This window comes from Rhizobium sp. 2MFCol3.1 (genome assembly GCF_000377565.1).
GTDB lineage: Bacteria > Pseudomonadota > Alphaproteobacteria > Rhizobiales > Rhizobiaceae > Rhizobium.
Window position 1 is genome coordinate 102,586 of the sequence record NZ_KB898359.1, and the last position, 22,656, is coordinate 125,241.

19 protein-coding genes are annotated in these 22,656 nt (G+C 57.8%); 8 read left to right on the forward strand and 11 right to left on the reverse strand.

The annotated features are described in order from the left end of the window. Positions 1-27: 27 nt before the first annotated feature. The 3 genes from D460_RS0115370 to D460_RS0115380 are packed head-to-tail and all read right to left on the reverse strand — an operon-like array spanning position 28 to position 3,751. The gene (locus D460_RS0115370) at positions 28-1,572 is read right to left on the reverse strand and encodes a sugar ABC transporter ATP-binding protein (RefSeq protein ID WP_018899455.1); all 1,545 of its coding nucleotides are present in this window, start codon (positions 1,570-1,572) and stop codon (positions 28-30) included. Continuing rightward, positions 1,569-2,975, reverse strand: a complete 1,407-nt coding sequence (locus D460_RS0115375) for a carbohydrate kinase (protein WP_026283186.1) — start codon at positions 2,973-2,975, stop codon at positions 1,569-1,571. Before D460_RS0115375 ends, D460_RS0115370 begins: the two co-directional genes overlap by 4 nt. Further along, positions 2,972-3,751 (reverse strand): DeoR/GlpR family DNA-binding transcription regulator, encoded by a 780-nt coding sequence (locus D460_RS0115380; RefSeq protein WP_018899457.1) that lies wholly within the window; start codon positions 3,749-3,751, stop codon positions 2,972-2,974. Before D460_RS0115380 ends, D460_RS0115375 begins: the two co-directional genes overlap by 4 nt. A gap of 177 nt (positions 3,752-3,928) precedes the next feature. Between D460_RS0115380 and D460_RS0115385 the strand changes: the two genes are divergently transcribed. The 4 genes from D460_RS0115385 to D460_RS35965 all read left to right on the forward strand — a co-directional run bounded on the left by D460_RS0115385 (position 3,929) and on the right by D460_RS35965 (position 7,955). Beyond that, entirely contained in the window at positions 3,929-5,011 is a 1,083-nt protein-coding gene (locus D460_RS0115385) for a class II aldolase/adducin family protein (RefSeq protein ID WP_018899458.1), read from the forward strand. Beyond that, complete coding sequence (locus D460_RS0115390) at positions 5,008-6,285, forward strand: FGGY-family carbohydrate kinase (RefSeq protein WP_026283188.1); 1,278 nt, start codon at positions 5,008-5,010, stop codon at positions 6,283-6,285. Before D460_RS0115385 ends, D460_RS0115390 begins: the two co-directional genes overlap by 4 nt. Beyond that, positions 6,278-7,117 (forward strand): TIGR01459 family HAD-type hydrolase, encoded by an 840-nt coding sequence (locus D460_RS0115395; RefSeq protein ID WP_018899460.1) that lies wholly within the window; start codon positions 6,278-6,280, stop codon positions 7,115-7,117. Before D460_RS0115390 ends, D460_RS0115395 begins: the two co-directional genes overlap by 8 nt. Before the next feature lie 505 nt (positions 7,118-7,622). After that, complete coding sequence (locus tag D460_RS35965; RefSeq protein ID WP_155947757.1) at positions 7,623-7,955, forward strand: hypothetical protein; 333 nt, start codon at positions 7,623-7,625, stop codon at positions 7,953-7,955. A 450-nt stretch (positions 7,956-8,405) separates the two neighbouring features. Here the strand turns inward: D460_RS35965 and D460_RS0115405 are convergent, their stop codons facing one another. Genes D460_RS0115405 through D460_RS0115425 form a run of 5 tightly spaced genes read right to left on the reverse strand, consistent with a single transcriptional unit; the run spans position 8,406 to position 13,370 of the window. Beyond that, the gene (locus D460_RS0115405; RefSeq protein WP_018899462.1) at positions 8,406-9,023 is read right to left on the reverse strand and encodes a DJ-1/PfpI family protein; all 618 of its coding nucleotides are present in this window, start codon (positions 9,021-9,023) and stop codon (positions 8,406-8,408) included. 60 nt (positions 9,024-9,083) lie between these two features. Continuing rightward, positions 9,084-10,034 carry a substrate-binding domain-containing protein gene (locus D460_RS0115410; protein WP_037111437.1) on the reverse strand — a complete coding sequence of 317 codons (951 nt, stop codon included), beginning with the start codon at positions 10,032-10,034 and terminating at the stop codon, positions 9,084-9,086. A 57-nt stretch (positions 10,035-10,091) separates the two neighbouring features. Then, on the reverse strand, positions 10,092-11,084 hold the full coding sequence (locus D460_RS0115415; RefSeq protein WP_018899464.1) for an ABC transporter permease: 993 nt from the start codon (positions 11,082-11,084) through the stop codon (positions 10,092-10,094). Then, positions 11,081-12,658, reverse strand: coding sequence for a sugar ABC transporter ATP-binding protein (locus tag D460_RS0115420; protein WP_081619920.1), 1,578 nt, complete (start codon positions 12,656-12,658; stop codon positions 11,081-11,083). Before D460_RS0115420 ends, D460_RS0115415 begins: the two co-directional genes overlap by 4 nt. A 4-nt stretch (positions 12,659-12,662) precedes the next feature. After that, entirely contained in the window at positions 12,663-13,370 is a 708-nt protein-coding gene (locus D460_RS0115425) for a GntR family transcriptional regulator (RefSeq protein WP_018899466.1), read from the reverse strand. 88 nt (positions 13,371-13,458) lie between these two features. Between D460_RS0115425 and D460_RS0115430 the strand changes: the two genes are divergently transcribed. The 4 genes from D460_RS0115430 to D460_RS0115445 are packed head-to-tail and all read left to right on the forward strand — an operon-like array spanning position 13,459 to position 18,079. Then, on the forward strand, positions 13,459-14,493 hold the full coding sequence (locus D460_RS0115430) for an Ldh family oxidoreductase (protein ID WP_026283192.1): 1,035 nt from the start codon (positions 13,459-13,461) through the stop codon (positions 14,491-14,493). Continuing rightward, a complete protein-coding gene (locus D460_RS0115435; protein WP_018899469.1) occupies positions 14,490-15,716 on the forward strand; it encodes an iron-containing alcohol dehydrogenase in 1,227 nt (408 codons plus the stop codon). Before D460_RS0115430 ends, D460_RS0115435 begins: the two co-directional genes overlap by 4 nt. 14 nt (positions 15,717-15,730) lie before the next feature. Beyond that, positions 15,731-17,218, forward strand: a complete 1,488-nt coding sequence (locus D460_RS0115440; RefSeq protein WP_026283193.1) for an NAD-dependent succinate-semialdehyde dehydrogenase — start codon at positions 15,731-15,733, stop codon at positions 17,216-17,218. Between the two features lie 15 nt (positions 17,219-17,233). Then, complete coding sequence (locus tag D460_RS0115445) at positions 17,234-18,079, forward strand: alpha/beta hydrolase (RefSeq protein WP_018899471.1); 846 nt, start codon at positions 17,234-17,236, stop codon at positions 18,077-18,079. 342 nt (positions 18,080-18,421) lie between these two features. Here the strand turns inward: D460_RS0115445 and D460_RS0115450 are convergent, their stop codons facing one another. The 3 genes from D460_RS0115450 to D460_RS33150 form a co-directional block, all read right to left on the reverse strand. Beyond that, positions 18,422-19,009, reverse strand: a complete 588-nt coding sequence (locus D460_RS0115450; RefSeq protein ID WP_018899472.1) for an isochorismatase family cysteine hydrolase — start codon at positions 19,007-19,009, stop codon at positions 18,422-18,424. Between the two features lie 245 nt (positions 19,010-19,254). Beyond that, on the reverse strand, positions 19,255-19,515 hold the full coding sequence (locus tag D460_RS0115455; protein WP_018899473.1) for a DUF982 domain-containing protein: 261 nt from the start codon (positions 19,513-19,515) through the stop codon (positions 19,255-19,257). A gap of 832 nt (positions 19,516-20,347) precedes the next feature. Next, entirely contained in the window at positions 20,348-21,019 is a 672-nt protein-coding gene (locus D460_RS33150) for a glutathione S-transferase (protein WP_037111440.1), read from the reverse strand. Between the last annotated feature and the right edge of the window lie 1,637 nt (positions 21,020-22,656).

Below are 22,656 nucleotides of genomic sequence, written 5' to 3' on the forward strand. Positions count from 1 at the left end.
AAATCCCGTCGTCTATGGTTTCAGGCCTCAGGCTACCTTGGATGCCGATCCCGTGGAGAAGGCCATGATGGCCTCTTGGCTTATCGGGTGGTCGGGCGAGGCATTCACCTCGCCGGCGAATAAGCCTTCGCGCATGACAAGCACACGGTCGGCAATACCGATGATCTCGGGCAGGTCGCTCGAGATCACCACGATGGCGATCCCGCTTTGTGCGAGTTCGTCGATAATCCGGTAGATCTCCGACTTTGCACCGACGTCGACGCCACGCGTCGGTTCATCGAAAATGATCACCCTTGGTTTGGTCTCGAGAAGACGCGCGATAAGCGCCTTCTGCTGATTGCCACCCGAAAGCGCTCCGACGTTTATGCTGGCGCTCAGCGTGCGAATAGACAGTGACTTGATCGCCCGGGAGGCGCGCTCCTTCGCGGCTGCGAAGTTCAGTATGCCTCCCCGAGCCGCATCCTTGCCGATAACGCCGATATTGATGTTCTCGTTGATCGTCATGTCGAGAAAGAGCCCGAGACCCTTGCGGTCTTCGGTCAGGTAGGCAATCCCTGCATCCATGGCGTCACGTGGCCCAGTGATGGCGATCGTTCGCCCGTCTAGGGTCACCGTTCCGGATGTTTTGCTGTCTGCTCCGAAAATAAGCCTAGCGAGTTCGGTTCGACCTGAACCGACAAGTCCGGCAATACCCAAGACCTCACCAGCTTTTGCATCAAACGAGCAGCCATGCACGCGTCGGCCGTCGCCCATGTCCTTGACGGACAACACCGTTTTTGCGGCCTGTGGGGGCGAGCGGTGTTCCTTTTTGTAAAACGAGGACAGATCGCGCCCCACCATCATCGCCACCAGCTTTTCGGCGGACAGGTCAGCGCGATCGAGTGTGCCGACATACGCGCTATCGCGAAGGACGCTCACCCTGTCGGCCAGCGCGTAAATCTCTTCCATGCGATGGCTGATATAGATAATGGCAATTCCCCGCGCCTTCAGGTCGGCGATCACCCCGAACAGGCGTTCGGTCTCCCTTGACGTGAGTGACGTTGTCGGTTCATCCATCACGATGATCTTCGCGTTGGTCGTCAAGGCACGCGCGATCTCGACCATTTGGCGCTCACCCAAGGACAGGGCGGCGACGAGTTGCGATGGCCCGAAGCTAATGCCCAGCTGCTTGAGGATCGGCTCAACACGACTGCGTGCCTCTGCTTTGTCAACGACCCCATAGCGCGAAGGCTCGGCTCCCAGAAACATGTTCTGGGCAACGGTGAGGTTAGGGGCGAGCGACAGCTCCTGATAGATTACCGAGATGCCGTTTGCCTTAGCCTTGATCGGATCTCCCGCCACGATCGGCTTGCCGTTGACCAGCACGGCCCCACCTGGATCAGCCGTGTATGCGCCAGACAGGACCTTCATCAAGGTTGACTTACCAGCACCGTTTTCCCCCATCAGCGCATGAACCTCTCCCGGGTAGACCGTGAGCGATACCTTGGTCAGAGCCTTGGTGGTCCCGAAAGTCTTGCTGATATTGCGCATCTCGAGGACAGGCGCGCGCTCGATGTTTCCTCCGGTCGTCATGCGTGCAACTCCTTGCGTGGCGGCGCGACCTCAGCCTCTTCGGTCTCGATCAATGATCGCCAAGCCTTGCGATAGGCCTCGAGGCCGAAGAGCGGCAGTGATTCTGCTCGTGTCGTTTCGTTTCTGAACGGAGATTGCCCAAGGCTATCAAAGACGAGCGCGGCGGCCCCGAAAGCGCTTCCCTCGGCGGTCGCGCTTGAGTAAACGTCCTGCGAGGGACGGAGCTCAGCGAGAAGCTCGGCAAACAAACCTGTCTTCACCAGGCCGCCGTCAATGACGATCGAATTTCCCGACCTGATCAGATCGAGGCACAAGTCAGTCATCAGGGTAACATAGAGAAGTGCCGCGGCTGCCCTCTCCTCACCCTCGACAAGCGGCCCTAAGAAGCGGCCGTTAAACCCTTGCATCGGACCACCTGGGGCAAAAGACGGCAGGCCGAAGACGCCCTTTTCGATCACTCGCGACAACGCGTCGATCCCAACGGGCTTGTTCCAACCGCCGCTCGCGAGCTCGTATTCTCTTCCCCCCATGAACCGGATCGTTGGAGCGGCTTTTCCATCGACGGTAACATTGGCCAGCATGTCACGATGCTCATCGAGTGCATCCAGCGGGCAGGCCGCGTTGAAGATGACGACCCATGTACCGGTTGATACGAGCGTGAAGTCGTCGAACCCGACCGAGCGATAATAGTAAAGCGCTGAATTGCTGTCGTGAACGCCATTGTGGACCTGGAGGTTGGCGCGGTCACCGTCACGAAGCGGGCCTTGCCAGTTTCCGATCGCTGCGCCAGCGCGCGTAAAGGCCGGCATCTTCTCTCGCCAGCCCTGACGATCGACCAGGCTGCTGAAGTCTTCCTTCAGGGGTGCCCACAGATGTGAGTGGCAACCGATGTAGGAGACTTCCGACACCTTGCTGCCGGAAAACTTCCAGGACCAGAATTGCGGATATGCCAGGATCGCGTCGGCTTTGCCAAGGATTTCCGGCTTGGCCGCCTCCAACCAGAGAATATGCCGGCCGTAGTTGAAGCCGAGAGGGAGTTTGGGCGAGTAGGTCTCGCTGAAGGGCGGAGCCAAGATGTCGATGCGCTGAGCAATCACCGCTGGTGGCTCTTGCTCGTAATCGAGGATCGGATGCGTCAGCTTATCACCATCGACGAGCGCGAAAGTACAACCATGCCCTGAGAACATGACGTGCCCGACCGCATGATCTTCGACCGCATCCAGGAGCGAACTTGTCATCCATCCAAAAAGCGCCTCATCGTCGAGGACACGAATCCCGTCGCGCTCTATCCAGACTGGTTTTGTCCTCGATTGCGCGAGGATCGCCCCATCCGCGCCAAATACGAACAGCTTCGAGTTCGTCTTGCCCAAATCGAAGACAGCCACGGCTCTTCCAGACGTCATCCCTGCCCCCCGACCGCTGCGATCATGATCGTGATCCCCGCGTCCTCAAGCATTTTCGCACCGGCATCCGACAGGCCGTCGTCAGTGACAATCGTCCCTATCCGCGAGAGCGGCAGGACAACGTTGCGAGGTTGGATGGAGAGCTTCCGGCTGTCCGCCAGCAAGACGATCTCGTCGGCGCAACCGCTCAGTTCGCCGATAGCCTTGGTCAAGAGGGGATGCGATTCCAAAAGCCCTTCGCCGCTAATACCCTGCGTGCCGAGGAAGAAGCGGGAAGCGAAGAAGTCCGGCGCGCCAGCCGACGCATCGTGGATGATACCAGGCTCTCTGTACAGAACGCCGCCAGCCACAATGAGGCTGCAGGTGCCATGCTCGCCGAGATAGGCGGCAAGAGGCATGGAATTGGTGTAAAGGCGCACGTTGCGCCGGGCCAAATGCAGTCCCAACTGGTAACATGTCGAGCCCGCGTGAACGATGATTGCATCCCCGTCCCGCACGAGGCCTGCGGCTTTCTCCGCGATAGCGCGCTTGGCATCAACCGCGATGTCGCGGTTTTCATCATATGGCCTCGCCGACAGTCGGCCAGAAAGAGCCGACTCGTTTGCGGAGATACCACCGTAAACTTTGCGTGCAACGCCGATTTCATCGAGCTTGTCGATGTCGCGCCTGATTGTCGCGGGAGAAACACCGAGCCGCTCCTGCAGGTCGCGCACGGATGCGAACGGCCTTTCTAGAAGCATCTCCGTGATCAGGCGATGGCGATCGGAATCGTTCAACTCAATGCCTCCACTGACGTTTCTCCCCAACGTCTTTGATGAACTATAATCACAGACAATCATCCACCGCAACATAGGAAGATGTAAAATCTTCATCGTTGACGATATTCGATCACATTTATATGGTGGGCCGGAGTTCGCTCATCATTGGGCGACAATCGTCAGGAGGAGACATTCATGGATCAACCAGACCTAAGAGGAACGGACCTGTTCAAGGGGTTCCTCCGGCTTTCCAGCGAGATCGGTAGCGACATCCTCAAGACCCAAGGTGCGGGTGGAAACACGTCCATCAAGGATGATGGCGTCATGTGGGTGAAGGCGTCTGGCACTTGGCTTGCCAAAGCGCAGGCCGAGGACATTATGGTTCCGGTGGTTGTCGAACCACTCGTGCGCGCGTTACGGGCGGAAGATCCTCGGGCGGAAAAATCAACGGATTTCATAGTAAGCGAACTGAACTCGAGCGGGCTCAGGCCGTCCATCGAGACAAGCTTCCACGCGGCGCTTAAAAGCCCCGTCATTGCTCACTATCACTGCGTTAACGCGATTGCGCTTTCGGTGCTTGAAAACCGCGACCAAGAGTTGGCTGATCGAATGCGGACCGTTGCGGACCTCACATGGGTCACCATCCCCTACCGACGTCCGGGAACGCCGTTGGCGAGGGAGATCGAAAAAGCGGCTGCGTCTCGACCGGATGTTTTGATCCTGTTCAATCACGGTATCATTGTATGTGGTAACACCGTCGAAGACGTTGCGGACAAGATCGAACGCGTGACGAAGGCTCTGGCGCGAGGCACGCGCGAGACGATCAGCCCCGATCTTGCGGCACTCGACGCTATTGCCAAAGGATCTGGATTCCATCCCGCGCGAGACCACGACAGTCATAAGGTCGCATTGTCCGAAGTGAACCGGGCAATCGCCTTGGGAGGATCCCTGTATCCCGACCACGTGATCTTCCTCGGAACCGAGATCGGCGTGTTGCGGGAAGGCCAAAGTGCCGCGGATTTCCAAGCAGCCTCGCACAACGAGGGTCGAGAGGTGCCGAAGATGCTGATTGTCCCAGACAAAGGCATTCTGCTTTCGAGCGCATTGACAGCTGGCGGTGAAGTGATGGCGCGGTGCCTGGCCGAGGTTGTCGGCCGCATCCCCACTGAAAGCAAAGTCGTCTACCTGTCCGAAAGCGACGAATACGAGCTGATGAACTGGGAGGCCGAGCAATATCGACAGGCGCTCGATCGTGGATCGGCGAGGCAAACAGCGTGACCAAAAATGCTGGATCAGCGGTCGCCATTGGAATTGATATTGGAACATCGGGCGCTCGCGCGGCCGCCATCGACGTTGACGGCACTCCAGTAGCGTTTGCCGCATCGCCGTTTAGGTCCAATGACGAACTGCGTGACCCTGCGGCTTGGTGGCGGCGAGTGAAAGAAGCGATGGAACAACTCGCCGCGACAATCGACCTTCGAGCGGTCGAGGGCGTCGCCGTCGACGGGACGTCTGGAACGATCTTGTCGCTAAACGCTTCGGGCGAAGCCACCGGATCAGTGCTGATGTACAACGAGCCGTGCCCCGATGCGGCCATCGTGGTAAGTATATCGCGACATGCTCCCGACGGCGCAACGGCCGTCGGCGCGAACTCAGGCTTAGCGCGCGCTATTTACCTGTCCCGTGACCGCGATGTTGACGCCATCGTGCATCAGGCGGACTGGATCCTCATGAAGCTGGGATGCCCAGGTCGGCCCAGTGATGAAAACAACGCGCTCAAATCAGGTTTTGATCTCGAAAGCCAGACCTGGCCGGCGTGGATCGAAGCGGCAGGCATGAACATCGCGAGCTTGCCCAGCGTTTACCGCGCCGGCGCGCGAATTGCCAAAATCTCAGGATATCTCAGACAACTGGGTATCCCCGCTTCGGCATGGTACCATGCGGGCACCACCGATGGATGTGCATCCTTCCTGGCTACCGGCGCTTCAGCCGTCGGGGATGCGGTCACCGCTCTTGGTTCGACGATCGTATTAAAGTTAGCGTCCGACCAACCGATCAATGCGCCAGAGTTCGGGGTCTATTCACACCGTGTGGGCAATTTCTGGCTGGTGGGCGGCGCATCGAACAGTGGTGGAAACGTACTGCGTGCGTTGATAGGTGACGACCGGCTGACGGCCCTGACGACCGCGATTGACCCTAATCAACCGCTCGGTTTGGGATTTTACCCGCTCCTTAGGCCGGGTGAGCGTTTTCCAATCAATGATCCGCACTATCTGCCGCGCCTTGAGCCGCGACCCGCAAACGACGCGGCGTTTTTCCAAGGCCTCCTGGAGGGAATGACCGAGATAGAGCGCCTGGGTTACCATCGCCTGCGTGAACTTGGTTCCCCCGCCCTAAGGACGCTGCGCACGGTGGGCGGCGGCGCACAAAACCCCGCCTGGACGGCAATGAGAGCCCGAGCGATGGGGCTCGAGCCACTACCAGCGAAATCGGTTGAGGCCGCCGTTGGGACCGCTACCCTCGTTCTAGCCAACGGGGGCCCGCATGTTTAACCCGACAAAAACCGACCTTGCGGCATTGACGCGGACGTACGACGTATTTCTGATTGATCAGTTTGGTGTTTTGCGCGACGACATTGGGCCTTATGAAGGGGCTGTCAAAGCATTGTCGTGGCTTGCCTCGCAAGGAAAGCGCGCGATCGTTCTTTCGAACTCCGGGCGGAGCGGAGATTACAACAGCGAGAGACTGGTCAGACTTGGCTTCGCGGCGGAAAGCTTCGAACGCTTCGTGACCTCCGGCGATGTCGCGTTTGACCTCCTCTCAAAACAGGGATCAGGTGTCTCGAAATCCGCACGGTGTTTTACGATTTCCAGCGGGGGAGACACCGACCTAGCGGATCGTCTCGGGCTTGCGTCCACCGGTGCCGCGCGCGGCGCTGATATCGTTATCATTTCGGGCAGCGAGGCCGAGCGGATCTCAATGGATGAGTATCGGAAGATGCTGCTCCCAGCCGCGGTAAACGGCATCCCATGCTTCTGCACCAATCCAGACATCCACAAGCTACATCAGGGCCGGATCGCGCCCGGAGCCGGGAGCATTGCAAAACTCTACGAGGAGCTTGGCGGGAGCGTGCGCTGGGTTGGAAAGCCATTTCCCGAGATCTACGAGTATGCCCTCAAAGTAGCTGCAATAGATAAGCAGAACCGCGTTGTCTGTATCGGAGACAGCATTGAGCACGACATCCTTGGAGCGAACACCGCCGGTCTAGGCTCAGTCCTAGTGGGAACGGGTATCCTGGCTGGCCAGAGCGAGGACGAACTCGCGAAGATTGCTGAGCGGTCTAGCGCCTACCCAGACTTCCTTCTGGCGCGCTTTTCATTGTGAATGTTGAGATCGTAGGCATACCGAAACAGGCCGGGCCGCCTCCCGAGGCACCGCGGTCGCCTTTAAGTTGATATTGAAGACATCACTCGAGCGGCGCTTTCAAGCAACCGGGCTAAGGAACGTCCGTCGACGCCGTCGGCTTGATCGAGCATCACAACCGGCGGACCTATGACTGCCTGCGACTTTGTGGACCATGTCAACACATACTGGTAGCCACGAACGTCCACCAAGTGGTCGCAGTCTGTCCCTTCCGTTGACACCGACAGCCCACGATCCGCTTGAGCCGCACACCGATCCCCTTTTCGGTTCGCGTGAACGCGGTCCCGATATGCCGACACCACCGCGCGTCGAGATGTGGTCTGGCGCATACCACGCTTTCAATGCGAATTGCCTGAGCATCCTAAAAAATGTCGGCGCCTGAACCGGCCAATCATACGTTGTATACTTGTGGGCTTGCGGTTCGCGGCGCATTCACTATCTAAGATCTTGAGCAAGGAAAATCCAAATGGTTGAGCGGCTTTCCCCAGTATCGTCCACCGCATCGTCAAACCCGACACGGGTCGATCGCAGTATCTCGCTCGCGGAACCGGATGTAGCATGGGCAGCTGAGAGACAATCTGCGATCACTGCCAGCTTGGAGCAAAAGAACAACGAAGGTCGCGAACAAAACCTCGGGGATGACGAATTACCTTCAGGCCATTTGCCACATCTTCCACCTGAAGACCAAGCTCGAGAGGCCGAGCAGTCAGACAGTCATCTGTCAGGCGAAAGCGAGCGAATTGGCAAGGGGAACCTCAGTGAAAATGTTCCATTCGGCGAGCATCAAGGCTACGTCTGAAATAGCCCCCGCCGGCCTCCAAAAGACCATGGAAAGATAAGGCGATCCAGGTTGGGATCTGAGCCTATAACGGGACAGCGGTTCCAGCATCATGACATAGTCTTTTCGCAGGCTTTTGACGCCAGTCATCTTTCGATGGCGCAATGGGGCGTCAATTCGGCCATGTTCTTGCGCCATCTTGACGCCAGTATCGCCATCGCCACAAGAGCGCCCTTCCTTCGAGAACCACGTCGTTCTCAGCGGCGTGCGTGCGCGATACATCAACGCGGTTTTCAATGGTGTGGCGAGCCGGGGCGGGGGAATTCTTGCTTGATCTCAGAGCATGCATGCTTCACGCGGCTGATTTCAACACTTGATTGGGGCCAGCCGGATAACGGGGGGCGTAAAGTTCTTGGCCGCCCATAAAGGCGGCCTCGATTTGCGAAAGGTAGGCACACCCAATTCCGTGGACTATTCCGCGGCCTGGCCGACGTCCTCGCGATGGTGGATCTCCGTTCCCAAGACCTTCAAGCATTCCCTGATGAACGCCGCTAGTGCAGTCCACCCTTTTGCCGAAACCATGGTTCCATCAACGAGTGCCTCGGTCGGCGACAGGTCCACGTATGTACCGCCAGCAAGCGTGACCTCAGGTTCGCACGCGCCAAGCGCGCCGACACGCTTGCCACGCACGACACCGTCGACGGCGATCAATATCTGAACCCCGTGGCAGATCGTGAAGATAGGCTTGCGTGTCTCGTGGAAATGGCGAACCATCGCCTGGACGCGTTTATCGGTTCGGATGTACTCGGGACCACGTCCGCCGGCCGCGTAGACAGCGTGATACTGATCAAGCTGCGCCTCGGCTTCCGAAAACGTCTTGTTGATCGTGAAAAAGTGGCCGAGCTTTTCGGTGTAGGTCTGGTCGCCCTCAAAGTCGTGCAGCGACGTCTTGATCAGATCTCCCGCCTTCTTGTCTGGGCAAACAACGTGCACTGTGTGGCCGACCGCTTCCATCGCCTGCTGATAGACGAATATCTCGTATTCCTCGGTGAACTCGCCTGTCAGCATCAATATCTTTTTGCCTGGCATGATTTACTCCTCTTTTCTCATGCTATGGGGCGGCTCAGCCGCCCCGGTTGACGTTGGTGATCAGAACGGAGAGTCAGGGAAATAATATTCCTTGGCGTTCTCCTGAGTGATGAGCGGAGCGTCGAGCTTGACCGTTCCGCGAACGGGCGCCTGACCCACTAAATTCGCGACAGTCATGTAGATCGCGGTCTTGATCATTGCAGGCGGATAAGGCGTTTCGACAGGCGTCATCGCGTCCCCATCGATAACCTTCTTGACGATATCCTTCATGCCGTTACCGCCGAGCGCTAGCTTGATGTCCTTGCGGCCGGACTCTTTCACGGCCTCGAGAACGCCAAGCAGCATATCGTCGTCGTTGGCCCATACGGCGTCGATCTGAGGGTGCTTAGCAAGGTAGTCCTGCATTAGTTTGAAAGCTTCGTCACTGTTCCAGTTCGCATACTGGATGTCCAGAACCTTGAGGTCAGTACCTTTGATAGCGTCCTGGAAACCCTGAATTCGCTCGTCGTCAATGACGGTCGGAATGCCGCGCAAAACAACCAAATTGCCCTTGCCGCCCAGCTTGTCGATCATGAACTTCGCGGTGTTGCGACCAACCGCGATGTTGTCGCCTGCGAGATAAAGGTCTTGGATCGTCGCATCGTTGAGGCCACGGTCTACCACGGTGATGAACGTACCGGCATCTTTTACGGCCTTGACCGGAGTGGTCAGCTCTTCGGACGTGTACGGCAGAATGACCAGTGCGTCGAGCTTACGACCCGCGGACAGGTCTTCAAGGGCACTGACTTGAGCCGTTGCCGACGGTGAGGTCTTGACGACGACCTCGACATTCGGAAACGCGGCATTGATCTCCTTGGCGGCGGCCTGAGCGTGATACACGATGCCCGCTGTCCAACCATGGTCGGCTGCCGGGATCGATACCGCGACAACCTTCTTATCCTCAGCGAGCGCGTGGCCCGCAATCAGCATCGTACTCACGGCTGCAGCCGCGATCCATTTTGTAGTAGACATTCCATTCCTCCCAGAATTTGGACCTAAGATCGTGAACCCGTGTGGTCCTGACACGGATTATTTCGAGAACCTTTGAATGAGCATGGCGATGATGATGATCACACCCTGGACGCCCGCCACGAGGTATTCCGAAACGAAGTCGGAGAGAACCATGAGGTTTGCGATGAGCTCGAGGATGACCGCGCCCGCCACCGTTCCCCACACGTGTCCCTTCCCACCGCGCAACGCTGTCCCACCGATGACCACCGCAGTGATTACCTGGAGCTCCCAGAGAACGCCCGTGGTTGGCGTAGCCGCACCGAGCCGCGGCACATAACAGATGGCAGCGATCGCGACGCAGGCACCTTGGATAGCGTAGGCGATCGTACGGGTCTTGATGATCGAAACGCCGGAGTAGCGGGCGACGTCTTCATTGGCTCCGACGGCTGCGCATTTACGACCGTATTTCATTTTATAAAGAATGAAGGACGCAACGGCTGCGACCGCGATCGAAATCAGGATCGGAAACGGTATCCCCGCAATGGTACCGAAATAAACCGGTCGATAGGCGTCACGCAGGCCACGATCGATAGGGATCGTGCCGCCATCCGACATGTAGGTGATCAGTGCCCGAAATATGCCCATCGTGCCGAGAGTAGCGATGAAGGGTTCGATTTTGCCGACCGTGACGATAATCCCGTTCATCAGGCCACAGAACAACCCAACGGCGACAGCCACCAGCATCCCCGCGGGAATAGCCGCCACGCCCCATTCCGGCGCCATCCTGTTCATGAACATGATGGTGATACCCGTGATGAACGCCGCCATGGAGCCCACGGAAAGATCGAGGCCGCCGGATGAAATGACGAATGTCGCGCCGACTGCGATGATCGCGATAAAGGCGCTTCGGGTAATCACGTTGCCGAGGTTGGTGGCTGAGAGAAAATCCTGATTGATAGCAAAGCCGATCACCATGAGCGCGGCAAGCGCGATAAAGGGGCCGACATCCGACCAGCCGATATTCCAATCACGTTCCGGCCTGACCGCAGTGGAACCCGTAATCACCGTCATCTTCTTCCTCCCTCATTGCTTCCAGCCGCGTGGCTCGTCGCCATGAGCGCGACATTATGTTCCGTCATCGCCTCGCCTGAGACTTCCCCAGCAATACGCCCCTCGCGCATTACCAGTATTCGGTCGCAGATGCCGATCAGCTCCTGCATCTCCGAGGAGATGACGATGCAGGTCTTCCCCTCCGACACGAGTTGCTGAATGAATGCGTAAATTTGCGCCTTGTTGGCGATGTCGATCCCGCGGGTCGGCTCGTCGATGACAACGACCGACGGCGTGGTGAGCAACACCTTTGCAAGCAGCAGCTTCTGTTGATTGCCACCGGAGAGCTGGCCTGCTTTCACGCCCAGGTTTTTGAGCCGGATGTCATATTGATCAACGGCTTGCGTCAGTGCCATCTGTTCGCGCTTGCGGCGCATGAGCAGCCCGGGATGAAAGCGTCCCAGCGCCGACAAGGTGAGGTTCGGAGCAAGCCGTTCCTGCAAGAGAAGGCCCTTGCCCTTACGGTCCTCGGTTAGATAACCGATACCGGCGTCGAGGGCTGCCCTGGGCGTGTGGATGTTGATTGCCTTGCCAAGCAGTTCGACAGTACCGGTCGCAGGACGAAGCCCCATTATGCCCTCGAAGAGTTCCGTGCGTCCGGCACCGATCATCCCTGCGAAGCCAAGGATTTCCGATTGACGGACGTCGAACGAAACGTCTTTTGCGAAGCCGGGCACGGTGAGATTGCGGACTGAAAGCGTCGTCTTGGATGGGGCAATTGCTCGCTTCGGCGGGTAGAGCGCAGCAAGGTCGCGGCCAACCATGTGCCGCGCCATGTCCATCTGACTGAGCGTGTGTCCGGGATAGGTTCCGATCATCTTGCCGTCACGCAGGACCGTGACTTTATCGGCAAGACGTTGCACTTCATCGAGCCGGTGGCTGATGTAGAGGACTGCGGTCCCCTGCTCCTTCAAGCGAAGGATGATGGCAAGGAGCCGCTCGACTTCCTCGCCAGTTAAAACGGCAGTGGGTTCGTCAAAGATGACAAGCTTGTAGTCATCCAGGAGGGCTCGGGCGATCTGGACCAGCTGACGGTCGGCCAGCGAAATGTTGCGAACAAGCGCGTTCGGCGACACAACGCAGCCAAGCTCCGCAAGCTTCTCTCGAGTAAGACGTCGCATGGTTTTGTCGTCGACGGTACCATTTCGCATCAGCTCTCTGCCGAGAAACACGTTTTCGGCGACAGTCAGAGCCTCGGCGAGGAGTATCTCCTGATGGACAAGCACGATACCCGCATCTTGGGCGCGTTCGGGTTTATCAAACTTGACGTCAACCTCAGCCATCGACAGTGACCCAGCCGACGGCTCGGCATAGCCTGACAGCAACCGCATGAAGGTTGATTTGCCGGCACCGTTTTCCCCGATGATAGCGTGAATTTCTCCAGGCAGAATATCGAGCGTGATATCGGACAGAACAGTGACGGGGCCATACTGTTTCGATAGGCTTTTTGCGCGCAGTACGTGTTGCCGAACGGGTTGGATGGCCTCCTTCACGTCTTGCGTACCCGCTCTGCCGATGCTCGCGACGTTGGACATTCCGTCACCCTTGGTCGAAAGCCGGCAGGAGCCGGTCACGTGAATGCTCAAGATGCACACGCATTGCCCGCTCCGCGGCCGGGCCATCGCCAGCTTCCAGCGCCGCCAGAAGCGCCTCGTGTTCGTCCAACGCTTCTTCTGTCACCCGCGAATGGAACATCAACCTGAATATATGAAAGTGCGTGTGCTGATGGTTCAGGGTTTCGCGAATAAGTTCGTTGCCTGCGATCTCGAGAATCTTGTCGTGAAACATCGCGTCCTGTCGTGCGAAGGTGGAATAGCGCAAACGTTCATCGCCGCCTTCGCGGCGACCCATCAGCCCAGCAGCTGCCCGCACGGCTGAAAGCTTGACGTCGTCCATGGCGATTGCGGCCCTCGCGGCGCTATCGGGCTCTAGCAACAGGCGAAGCTGATACAGCTCGTCAAAACGTCGGCGGGTAATCTGCGGAGCGGCGCTGAAGCCGATAAGGTGGGTCTTAACGACGAGACCTTCGCCTTCTAGGCGTCCGAGCGCTTCGCGGATCGGTGTCTGCGACACGTTGAGTTCGCGAACGAGATTGTCGACCGTGATGCGTGTGCCAGGCGGAATCTTTAACGTCATCAACTGAGCGAATATCGCTTCGTAAACGCTGCCAGCGAGGCTGTTAGCGCGTGGGATAAAGCCACTCGTATCGAATGTGTCAGGTGTCACCGCGGGAATTTTCAGTTGCATGTTTTTGCCTCTTGACATGATCAATCGCTAACATGATGCTCGCCGATATGCAATCCCATATCCTATAGGATTTTATATTGGAGCCAAAGTGAGGGTCGATCAAGAGAGTGCTCTGTGCCTAGCGACGCGCCTTTTAGAGGAGCGAGGCACCCCATTGGAACACGCGCGTTTACAGGCACGCGTCCTATTCGAAGGCGAATTGAAAGGCCATCCATCGCACGGCCTGCAGCGCCTTCCCCGCATCCTTGCACGCATCGAGCGCACTCTTATTGACCCGGCTTCCGCAGGCCGTTCGCATTGGCGGTCGTCGTCCTTCCTGGAAGTCGATGGCATGAAGGGGCTTGGCCCAGTGGTGGCCTGCGCAGCGCTTGAGCACCTGGCAGACCGAACCCGTCAGGCTGGTGTCGCGGTTGCTGGAATCCGCAACTCGAACCATCTTGGAATGCTTGCCTACTACGTCGAACGTCTGGCCGACAAAGGTCTTATAGGGCTCGCAATGTCTTCGAGCGAGGCGCTGGTTCACCCTTACGGCGGGACGCAGGCGCTTTTGGGGACCAACCCGCTTGCGATCGCCATACCCACCGCGGATCGGCCGATGGTGATCGACCTTGCAACCGGCATCGTCTCGATGGGCAAGATTCACCACCATGCCGCCAACGGCTCTCCGATACCGAGGGGCTGGGCGCGAGACGCCGATGGGAGATCAACAACCGATGCTACCGCAGCCACGAAAGGATCAATCGCCCCGTTCGGGGAGGCCAAGGGCTATGCATTGGGTATGGCGCTGGAACTGATGGTCGCATCTGTCGCCAAATCTGCTCTAGCGCCCAACGTTCGAGGAACGCTCGACGCCAACGCTTTATGCAACAAGGGCGACGTCCTCATTGCTATTGATATTGGCGAGCAACCCGAGATGCTCGCCAGTTTCACCACCTATCTCAACGGCGTTCGCAACTCGCTGCCAGCTGATCCGGCCCGTCCGGTAACCGTCCCAGGGGACGGCGCATTGGCACGACGTGAAGAAGCCCTTTCGTCCGGCATAGCGATTTCGCCGCGGCTTTGGGACGAACTCAACGCCCTTTCTTACAGTAGCAAACCGCTTGTCAAAGGACATGGACAATGACCCTCTTCGCCGCTCTACGGCTTCCCCAGGAAATCTTGTTCGGCAAAGGACAGCGCCATGCCCTGGCAACTGTCGCGGCAAGGCTTGGAAGGAGAGCCCTGGTATGCACGGACGAGAGGTTCGCGGCGACCTCCGTATTCGCCGAACTCGTGAGCGCGCTTGAAGCAGCCTCCGTAGCCGTTTTGATCTACGACGGAGTACAGCCCGACGTGCCAGCCGACAGTGTCTCGGTTTGCGTAGAGGACGCCAGAACGTTCGATCCAGAGATGGTGATCGGCATCGGTGGTGGAAGTTGTTTGGATATGGCCAAGTGCGCAGCACTCCTGTTGACTCACGGTGGCCAGCTCAAGGACTACTATGGCGAATACAAGGTGCCAAGCCCGATAATCCCCGTCCTTGCTGTCCCGACAACGGCGGGTACGGGTTCGGAGGTCACCCCTGTTGCGGTAATTTCCGATTCCGAACGCACTTTGAAGGTCGGGATATCTAGCCCTTATCTGATAGCAACAGCCGCGATATGCGATCCCGAGCTGACGATGACGTGCCCACCAGGCTTGACTGCCGTTGCAGGCGCTGACGCCCTCACCCATGCGATTGAGGCCTTCACGGCCGCGCGTCGCGGCGTTGATCATTCCTTGGCTCAGAAGCACGTCTTCATCGGCAAGAGCGCGTTGACCGACCACTTCGCGCTGCTAGCCATCAAGCTTCTTGGCCGAAGTCTCGAGAAAGCCTGCAAGGACGGTTCGGACGAAGATGCGCGCGCCGACGTAATGATGGGTGCACTTGCTGCAGGCTGCGCGTTTGGGACAGCAGGCACGGCCGCGGCCCACGCCGTTCAGTACCCGGCTGGCGCTTTGACGCATACGGCCCATGGTCTCGGCGTCGCGACAATGATGCCTTACGTCATGAACTACAACCTTTCGGCTTCAGTTACCGAAATGTCGCAGATCGGAGCGGCGCTCGGTCTGGGGACATCGGGTCTCGACGAGAGGCAGCTCGCGGTGGCAGCAATCGAGGAAATCCGCAGGCTTTTCGCGGCGATCGGCATTACCGCAACGCTCGCCGATCTAGGGCTCGCAGCAGACAAGCTGGACTGGACGGCCGAGCAGGCCTTCAACATTGACAGGCTGATCAAGAACAATCCACGGCCGTTTGATCTCGACGCCATGAAACGTCTTGTCAAAGCCGCCTACGATGGCAATTTCGCCGCTTCCGCCATGTGATTATCGAGGAAACCATGACAATCGCCCAACAGATCACCCCGGCAAACCGCCACCTGCCAGACCTCAATGCCGCTGCGCGCGGGCTCTATATCGACGGACAATGGCGACCCTCCCACTCGGGGAGGCAGATCGACGTCGTCGATCCATCGACGGGTGGCATTTTGGCTACCGTTCCCGATGCAACGATCGAGGATGCCAGAGCCAGTGTAGACGCGGCCGCGGCGGCAGCGCCATCTTGGCGAGCGACACCTCCTCGTAAACGCTCCGAAATTCTGCGTCGTTGCTTCGAGCTGATGATCGATCGGTCGGACATGCTGGCTACGCTCATTTCCATGGAGAACGGCAAAGCGCTGCGGGACGCCCGCGGTGAAGTTGCGTATGCTGCGGAATTTTTCCGCTGGAACGCCGAAGAGGCTGTGCGCATCAGCGGCGAATTCGCCATAGCTCCATCCGGCACCAACCGCATCATCGTCGATTATCAGCCGATCGGAATTTGTCTGCTGATCACGCCCTGGAATTTCCCGGCGGCGATGGCCACCCGGAAAATTGCGCCAGCGCTAGCGGCTGGCTGTACCGTCATTCTCAAGCCCGCGAGCGAAACCCCACTCACAGCTTATGCTCTCGCAGCGATATACGAAGAGGCCGGTGTGCCAAAGGGCGTTGTCAACGTGCTGACGACAACCAACCCCGGGCCCGTAACATCGACGGTCTTGGCCGACCCGCGCGTCAGGAAGCTCTCATTCACTGGATCAACTGGCGTCGGGCGACAATTGCTTGCTGAAGCGTCAAAGCACGTCATTTCCTGCTCGATGGAGCTTGGTGGAAACGCACCGTTCGTGGTTTTCGACGACGCGGATCTCGACGCCGCGCTCGATGGCGCTATGATCGCCAAGATGCGCAACGCTGGTGAAGCCTGCACGGCAGCAAACCGGTTCTACGTGCAGTCCCGGATCCACGACGCTTTCGCCAAAGGGCTGTCCGATCGCATGTCAGCCTTGAAGGTCGGCTCGGGTGTCGAGGCCGACACGGACTGCGGCCCTATGATTACCCGCAAGGCAGTCGACAAGATCAGCCGCCTGGTTGATGATGCGAAAGGCAAAGGCGCACGTGTTCTGTGTGGTGGCGAAGCGCCGTCAGGGTCCGGCTTTTTCTATCCACCAACAGTACTTGCAAATGTGTCCGCGGAAAGCGAAATGGCTGAAGAAGAAATCTTCGGACCCGTTGCGCCAATCTATCGATTTGAGACCGAGCAAGAAGCGATCGACCTTGCAAACGACACCGAGTACGGACTGGCAGCCTATGTTTACACACGCGATCTTGCCCGCGGTCTTCGGGTGTCGTCGGCTATTGAGGCGGGCATGATTGCACTAAACCGTGGCTTGGTCTCCGATCCGGCCGCCCCCTTCGGCGGTGTCAAGCAAAGCGGACTAGGTCGTGAGGGCGGACAACACCACGGCATTGCGGAGTTCATGGAAGCGAAATATATCGCAACAAGTTTCTGATCCGGAGGATATTCATTGGGGTCCGATCCATTCCGCATCCGCGATCATGTCGCGGATTTCGACAACATTGTCTCCGAAATCGTGCAGGCGAGCGCACGGGCGCGCGAGACCCTGCCCATGATCGCGGATATCGCATACGGCACGGGCCCAAGTGAAACGGTGGACTTGTTTTTTCCAGCCGGCCATCGCGAAGGCCTGCCGGTCCACATCTTCATACATGGCGGTTACTGGCGGATGTGGTCCAAACGCGAATATTCCTACGTCGCGAGACCCATAACCGATGCGGGCGGGATCGCAGTGATTGTCGATTATTCACTGATGCCAGATGTTCGGATGGAAGTGCTCGTGGATCAGGTCTTTCGAGCCAAGGCGTGGGTGCGCGATCATATCAGCGAACATGGCGGCGATCCCGCATCAATTACGATCAGTGGTCACTCGGCGGGAGCCCATCTGGCGAGCCATTTGATTTACCTCAGTCCACCAGGCACTGAGATCATTGGGGCCCTACTTCTGGGAGGGCTCTACGACCTTCGACCGTTGAAAAGTTCTTTTCTCCAGAGCGAGATCAACCTGACGGAGGAGGAAATCGAAAGATTCACGCCGCTTCACCATTTCCATGATCCTGGCTGCCGGGTGATCCTCGCGGTTGGTGAACAAGAAACAAACCCGTTTCACACTCAGATGAGCGCGTTTTCGGACGTCTTGAGAAGGCAAGGCGTACCGGTTGCTGAAAAGGTCCTACGCGGACGCAATCACATGAGCTCGGTGCGCGACCTTGGCATTGCCGGAACGGAGGCCAATGATGTCCTGCTAGAGCTGCTGCAAAGCACGACAAAACCCATAGCGGGGCGAACCACGTGACGATCAAATCCAGCTCACTGAATCATCGTCGCAACTTAAGCCAAACCGTTCCAAGGGGACGCGACCCAGGAACGCGCGCACTGCCGCACCGGCGCTTTCACGCCCGTAGCGTGTACGTTCGTCTATAAGCAAGTTTCATTTACAGGCGCACCCGTCGGTTGCCTCAGCCTCTTTTTACGCCCGGCTCGATTTTGACTGTTTTAACTCGGACGGCGACGTAGCTTGGCAGACTTGTATCATCCTGGAGAACTTCCGCGATATCTGCCGCCCTTCGTCTTGATCGTGACCGACCTCTATCCTGCCGGGTCACCGCGAACAGGAGCCGCAGCTGGTTGCATTTTCCTAAACAACGTTCGCTAGTAGGGCTTCTGTGGAAGTCATCTCGACCTGGACTGAGAACCTTGCGCCAAGAAGCGCCAGGGTTGAATCGTGCGTGCTATCGGCCCCACTACACACTGCGTCATGCGGAATTAGCAAGCGATAGCCAAGGTCGATCGCGCCGACCACCGTCGCTAGCACGCAAACATCTGTCTCCCCTCCTGTGACGATAACGGTATCGACGCCGTCTTGGACCAGGAGTTGATGAAGCCGTCCGTCCACCCAAGGGGAATACGTCCACTTGTCAAAAACCCGCGCTGGCGGGGCAAATCGAGCCAAGGCTGGCAAAAGGTCAACAAGCTCGCGCGGTAAGCGGTTCAGAGTCATCTGATCCCATTTTTGGTAATATGCCTTCCATGCACCTGGCATTTCCCCAGCCGAGCGTGGCGGTATAAAGCGGGTGAAGATGGTGCGTTCGGGTGCTCGCGCCGTCAGTTCCTCGATATGATTGGATACCTTCGCCATCCATGGAACGTTCCACGCGGTCTCCTCGTCGAACATCCTTTGCATATCAATACACAGATGAGCCCACCGTGGCATGATGTCCTCCATGTCGTGCCGGCAACATCAAACCGGTGTTTACGAACCAAATCCTAGTAATAGGCCCATCGCGGTCAATGCAAGAAAACCGGTCACGGCCAATCCAGTCGTGAGATAAACACTAAATCGGCCTGGCTCCGCGCTCCTGATTTCGCCCCTAGTCGCCAAAACGGCGGAGAAACCGGCAAACATCCAGCATAGTAGCGTTGCGCATCCCAAGATGATGGCCCAATTGACTGGCGTGGCTGAGATCGCTGTCATGAAAGCACCTTCGCTCGAACTGCCGCGTTGACGAAACTCTGGCGAGCCAACTCCGCGCTTCCGTGCTCCATCAAAGCCTTGCGGCACCTGGCCACCGCCAAGCTGAATTCTGCACTATCCTTCGAGGGCCATTGGCCTTTTAACGCTAACAGGGCGGCATCGGGCCCATTAATACATTTACGGCCACCGCCAGCGATCCGCAGGTGAACCGGAACCGCCCATCGGATTTGGAAATCGACATCAATCACCGTAGGCATTCGGCACCTCCTTCTATAAGCATATGTACAACCTCGCTCAGGATTGCCGGTTCCCGCGGTACGAGCTTGGTCCGCAACCGCACGATTGGATCCTGATTTAGGTTGTGTCTCATGACGAGTTCATCAGCAACATCTTACGAATGCATCAACACGGAACGCCGTCTGCCGCACCATCGCGGTCGATCCAACGGAGTAACTCATGTGCGCGAAACCTACGATATTCCAGATCGAGGCGGCTGCAACTCGATCCACGAAGACGGCGCAAGATCTATATCGCTCTGTACGTCAACAATCCCGCTAAACGGACCGCAATAAAGCCTGTCGACTGCTGACGTAACGCCCTCAGTGATCTCATCGAGGTTCACAACGTTCTGACTGCCCATTGCCTCGCCAACCCAATAGGCGACCGTATTGCCGGCAACGGTGAAGCCCAAATCGTTCAGGGCCGAGTAAACTTCGGCAGAAACGTGATGGGCGCCATCGTATCCCCCGCCCCGGCCGTAAAAATCATCTGCCCCGTGGCGCCGGTCTCCTGAGACTAAAGCGTTCATGGCTCAAGGGCGCGTTCGGCGACCGAGGATGGTTGCCCAAGCCAAGTACTTATCCCCGTTATCATGTTCGCATCCAAAATCTACCTTTCTGACGTTGGGCCGCGCGTCACACAGTCCTTCGTCGGATGTGGCGCCGGGCTTGGTGTCATGGTTGGCCGACCGGATGCTTTCGCCCTTGACACGCCTTTTCGGGTGGACCGCGTGCAATGAGGTCGAGTATTCGGTCGGTGGATGACGGCTCGCGCCCGCTAGGTTTCGAGGTGCCGTTCAGAGCGATTGTCTTAAGTTTCGTCGGATTCTTTGCGTTGATGATCGCGGGGGCCAAATGCATATGGTCCGCCTTTCTCCACGGCTCGATGGTAGGCGGGACGGGCGTGGATGCGTTTGATCCAGTCTGTCGTGGCTCTTTTACTATCGTCGAGAAACCCACGTGACCCCGCCGCCTCAAGCGGGAAACTCATCATGACGTCGGCCGCGGTGAACTCGGCTCCAGCGAACCATTTGCGACTGCGGAGTTCCTGCTCGAGGAAGTGCAGGTGCGTTTCGAGCATCGGCCATATACGCTTCAATGCAAACCGTCCGAAAAGGGGTATTTTCGATGCGACAAGGCTGGCGAAGAGTATCGGCATCAGCGAACCCTCGGCATAGTGAAGGTACTGGCGATATAAGACGACTTCCCGGGGTGTCGGAGGCGGGCCCAGCTTGCCGCCGGCCACGCCGGTCAGGTATTCCACGATCGCACCGGTCTCCACCAACACCTGGCAGCCTGCGGGGCTATCGAGATCCTCGACAATCGGAGACTTTCCGAGCGGATGAACTGTCCGCAACGCCTCGGGAGCGGACATATCCCTATTTCGCTCGTAAAAGCGGATCCTGTAATCAAGTCCCAGCTCCTCCATCAGCCAAAGGACGCGCTGGGAGCGACTATTATTGAGGTGATGGACGATGAACAGGTGAATCCTCCGCGGTCGTGACCAGTATAAAGAAGCTAGATAGCCGTCAATGGTTCCACTCGCAGCCGGGGTTTGGCAAGGTCGCGGGTTTTCGCTTGAGCAACGTAACTCGGTTCGAGCTTCACATCGTCGCCGAATTGGCGACGCCGCGGGCTAGTGATCAAAGGAAGGGGTCGTCGCACTTCAATCAGAACTGGCCATCCTGCGCGCAACCGGGTTAAACCATGCGGCCCTAGTCGGGTATTGAGGCCGTTGAAAAGTTTCGCTCAGTATTTGCTGGCAAGTCAGCACATTTGCGACGCCAATAAGCGTTTGCCTTTTGCCACGCAAACTTCAAGACCGCAGCTGGCCCTTTGCGGACATGCGTCGGCCCAAGACGGCAGTCGGCCCCTTGCGGTCGTCAGTGCTTACCACGGATTACACGATTGTTCACGAATGAAGATGGCATAGGTTCCTTAGGTCTTTCCGTCTCCCTTTCCGGGCGCGCCCGGCTTTCCACCGGCACCGCCTGACCCGCCCTTTCCGGGGTTCTGACCCTTTCCAGGTTTACCTGGTTTCCCTGGCGCACCAGGCAATCCAGTCTTTGGATTTTCGGTCATATTTACCCTCCGCTGCAGCAGCAATTAGACCTGGGGATGAGAGTTTGGTGGCAAACTGCGTTTGGCGTTGTGGACCAATCGCTGATCGATCTGCCCCAAGATCAGTGTTGCGACGTGATCGCGGATCCATGAAACGTGCCTATGGGTCGACGTAGCGCGAATTCGCTGAGCAACCTGACGGCTTTTTAACAACGTCGGCGCCACGAAGCGGGTCGGCTGCCACCTCTTCACAGCATCCTGACAGTCGAACACTGAGTGCCAGCAACAACTCGCAAACTGGATCGCAATCACGCTCAGCGGCACGCGCGCAAATCTGCAGCCTATGAGCAAGCGCCCTGAGGATGGCCATCCTCTCGTCGACAGACATGCTTTCGAACGGTGGTGGGATAGTCATAAATTGCTCCCACGCGTAATTTCGGGCGCTGATCAAGTAGCGTGCTTTTCCAGCCCACGCCGCAAATCGCTCATCGAGTAAACTTTGGCGTGGACGCGTTCACCCGCAGGCACACCCCTAATTGCAAACTTATGCAGCCTGCTTTGTACCGGTGGAGGGTTGGGTATTTTCGTGTGCGTCGTGACGGCTTGAAGACCAATAGTCATCGGCGCAACATAGTTGCTGGATCTGGCATTCATCATCGGTACTCCTACTTTTAGGCAAGAGCACGTGGAATCTCCCAATCGGCTCTGCCCGGAAGAATAGGCCGACATCGGACCTTACCCTCTCTTGCGCTAATCGCCTAATCTTTAATAAACATTCGATATGAGCATTTCCAGGTCTTTCACTGGCGGCTCAAGCATCGATTGGACCGTACCGTGCAAGTCCTGCCGGACTTCGAGGTAAGACGCTACGTCGTCGAGGGGCCGCAAAAGAGCGAAAGGGCCTTCGAAGTATATGGTCGAAATTAGATGGGGCATACGGCGGTTCTTTTTGCAACCGACAGTGCGAGTGGCCGATCAGGTAACGGTCGCACATGGCGCGTAGCGGAAGACCGCAGTCGGCCCTTTGCGGTCATGCACACGCACGTTAGTGAGCAAACC

Excerpts from the sequence above, each read along its gene's own strand:
- D460_RS0115385 (WP_018899458.1), top strand. The coding sequence starts at position 3,929 with ATGGATCAACCAGACCTAAGAGGAACGGACCTGTTCAAGGGGTTCCTC.
- D460_RS0115405 (WP_018899462.1), bottom strand. The coding sequence starts at position 9,023 with ATGCCAGGCAAAAAGATATTGATGCTGACAGGCGAGTTCACCGAGGAA.
- D460_RS0115425 (WP_018899466.1), bottom strand. The coding sequence starts at position 13,370 with ATGCAACTGAAAATTCCCGCGGTGACACCTGACACATTCGATACGAGT.
- D460_RS0115420 (WP_081619920.1), bottom strand. The coding sequence starts at position 12,658 with ATGTCCAACGTCGCGAGCATCGGCAGAGCGGGTACGCAAGACGTGAAG.
- D460_RS35965 (WP_155947757.1), top strand. The coding sequence starts at position 7,623 with ATGGTTGAGCGGCTTTCCCCAGTATCGTCCACCGCATCGTCAAACCCG.
- D460_RS0115370 (WP_018899455.1), bottom strand. The coding sequence starts at position 1,572 with ATGACGACCGGAGGAAACATCGAGCGCGCGCCTGTCCTCGAGATGCGC.
- D460_RS0115395 (WP_018899460.1), top strand. The coding sequence starts at position 6,278 with ATGTTTAACCCGACAAAAACCGACCTTGCGGCATTGACGCGGACGTAC.
- D460_RS0115415 (WP_018899464.1), bottom strand. The coding sequence starts at position 11,084 with ATGACGGTGATTACGGGTTCCACTGCGGTCAGGCCGGAACGTGATTGG.
- D460_RS0115410 (WP_037111437.1), bottom strand. The coding sequence starts at position 10,034 with ATGTCTACTACAAAATGGATCGCGGCTGCAGCCGTGAGTACGATGCTG.
- D460_RS0115435 (WP_018899469.1), top strand. The coding sequence starts at position 14,490 with ATGACCCTCTTCGCCGCTCTACGGCTTCCCCAGGAAATCTTGTTCGGC.
- D460_RS0115375 (WP_026283186.1), bottom strand. The coding sequence starts at position 2,975 with ATGACGTCTGGAAGAGCCGTGGCTGTCTTCGATTTGGGCAAGACGAAC.
- D460_RS0115440 (WP_026283193.1), top strand. The coding sequence starts at position 15,731 with ATGACAATCGCCCAACAGATCACCCCGGCAAACCGCCACCTGCCAGAC.
- D460_RS0115455 (WP_018899473.1), bottom strand. The coding sequence starts at position 19,515 with ATGCCTACGGTGATTGATGTCGATTTCCAAATCCGATGGGCGGTTCCG.
- D460_RS0115450 (WP_018899472.1), bottom strand. The coding sequence starts at position 19,009 with ATGGAGGACATCATGCCACGGTGGGCTCATCTGTGTATTGATATGCAA.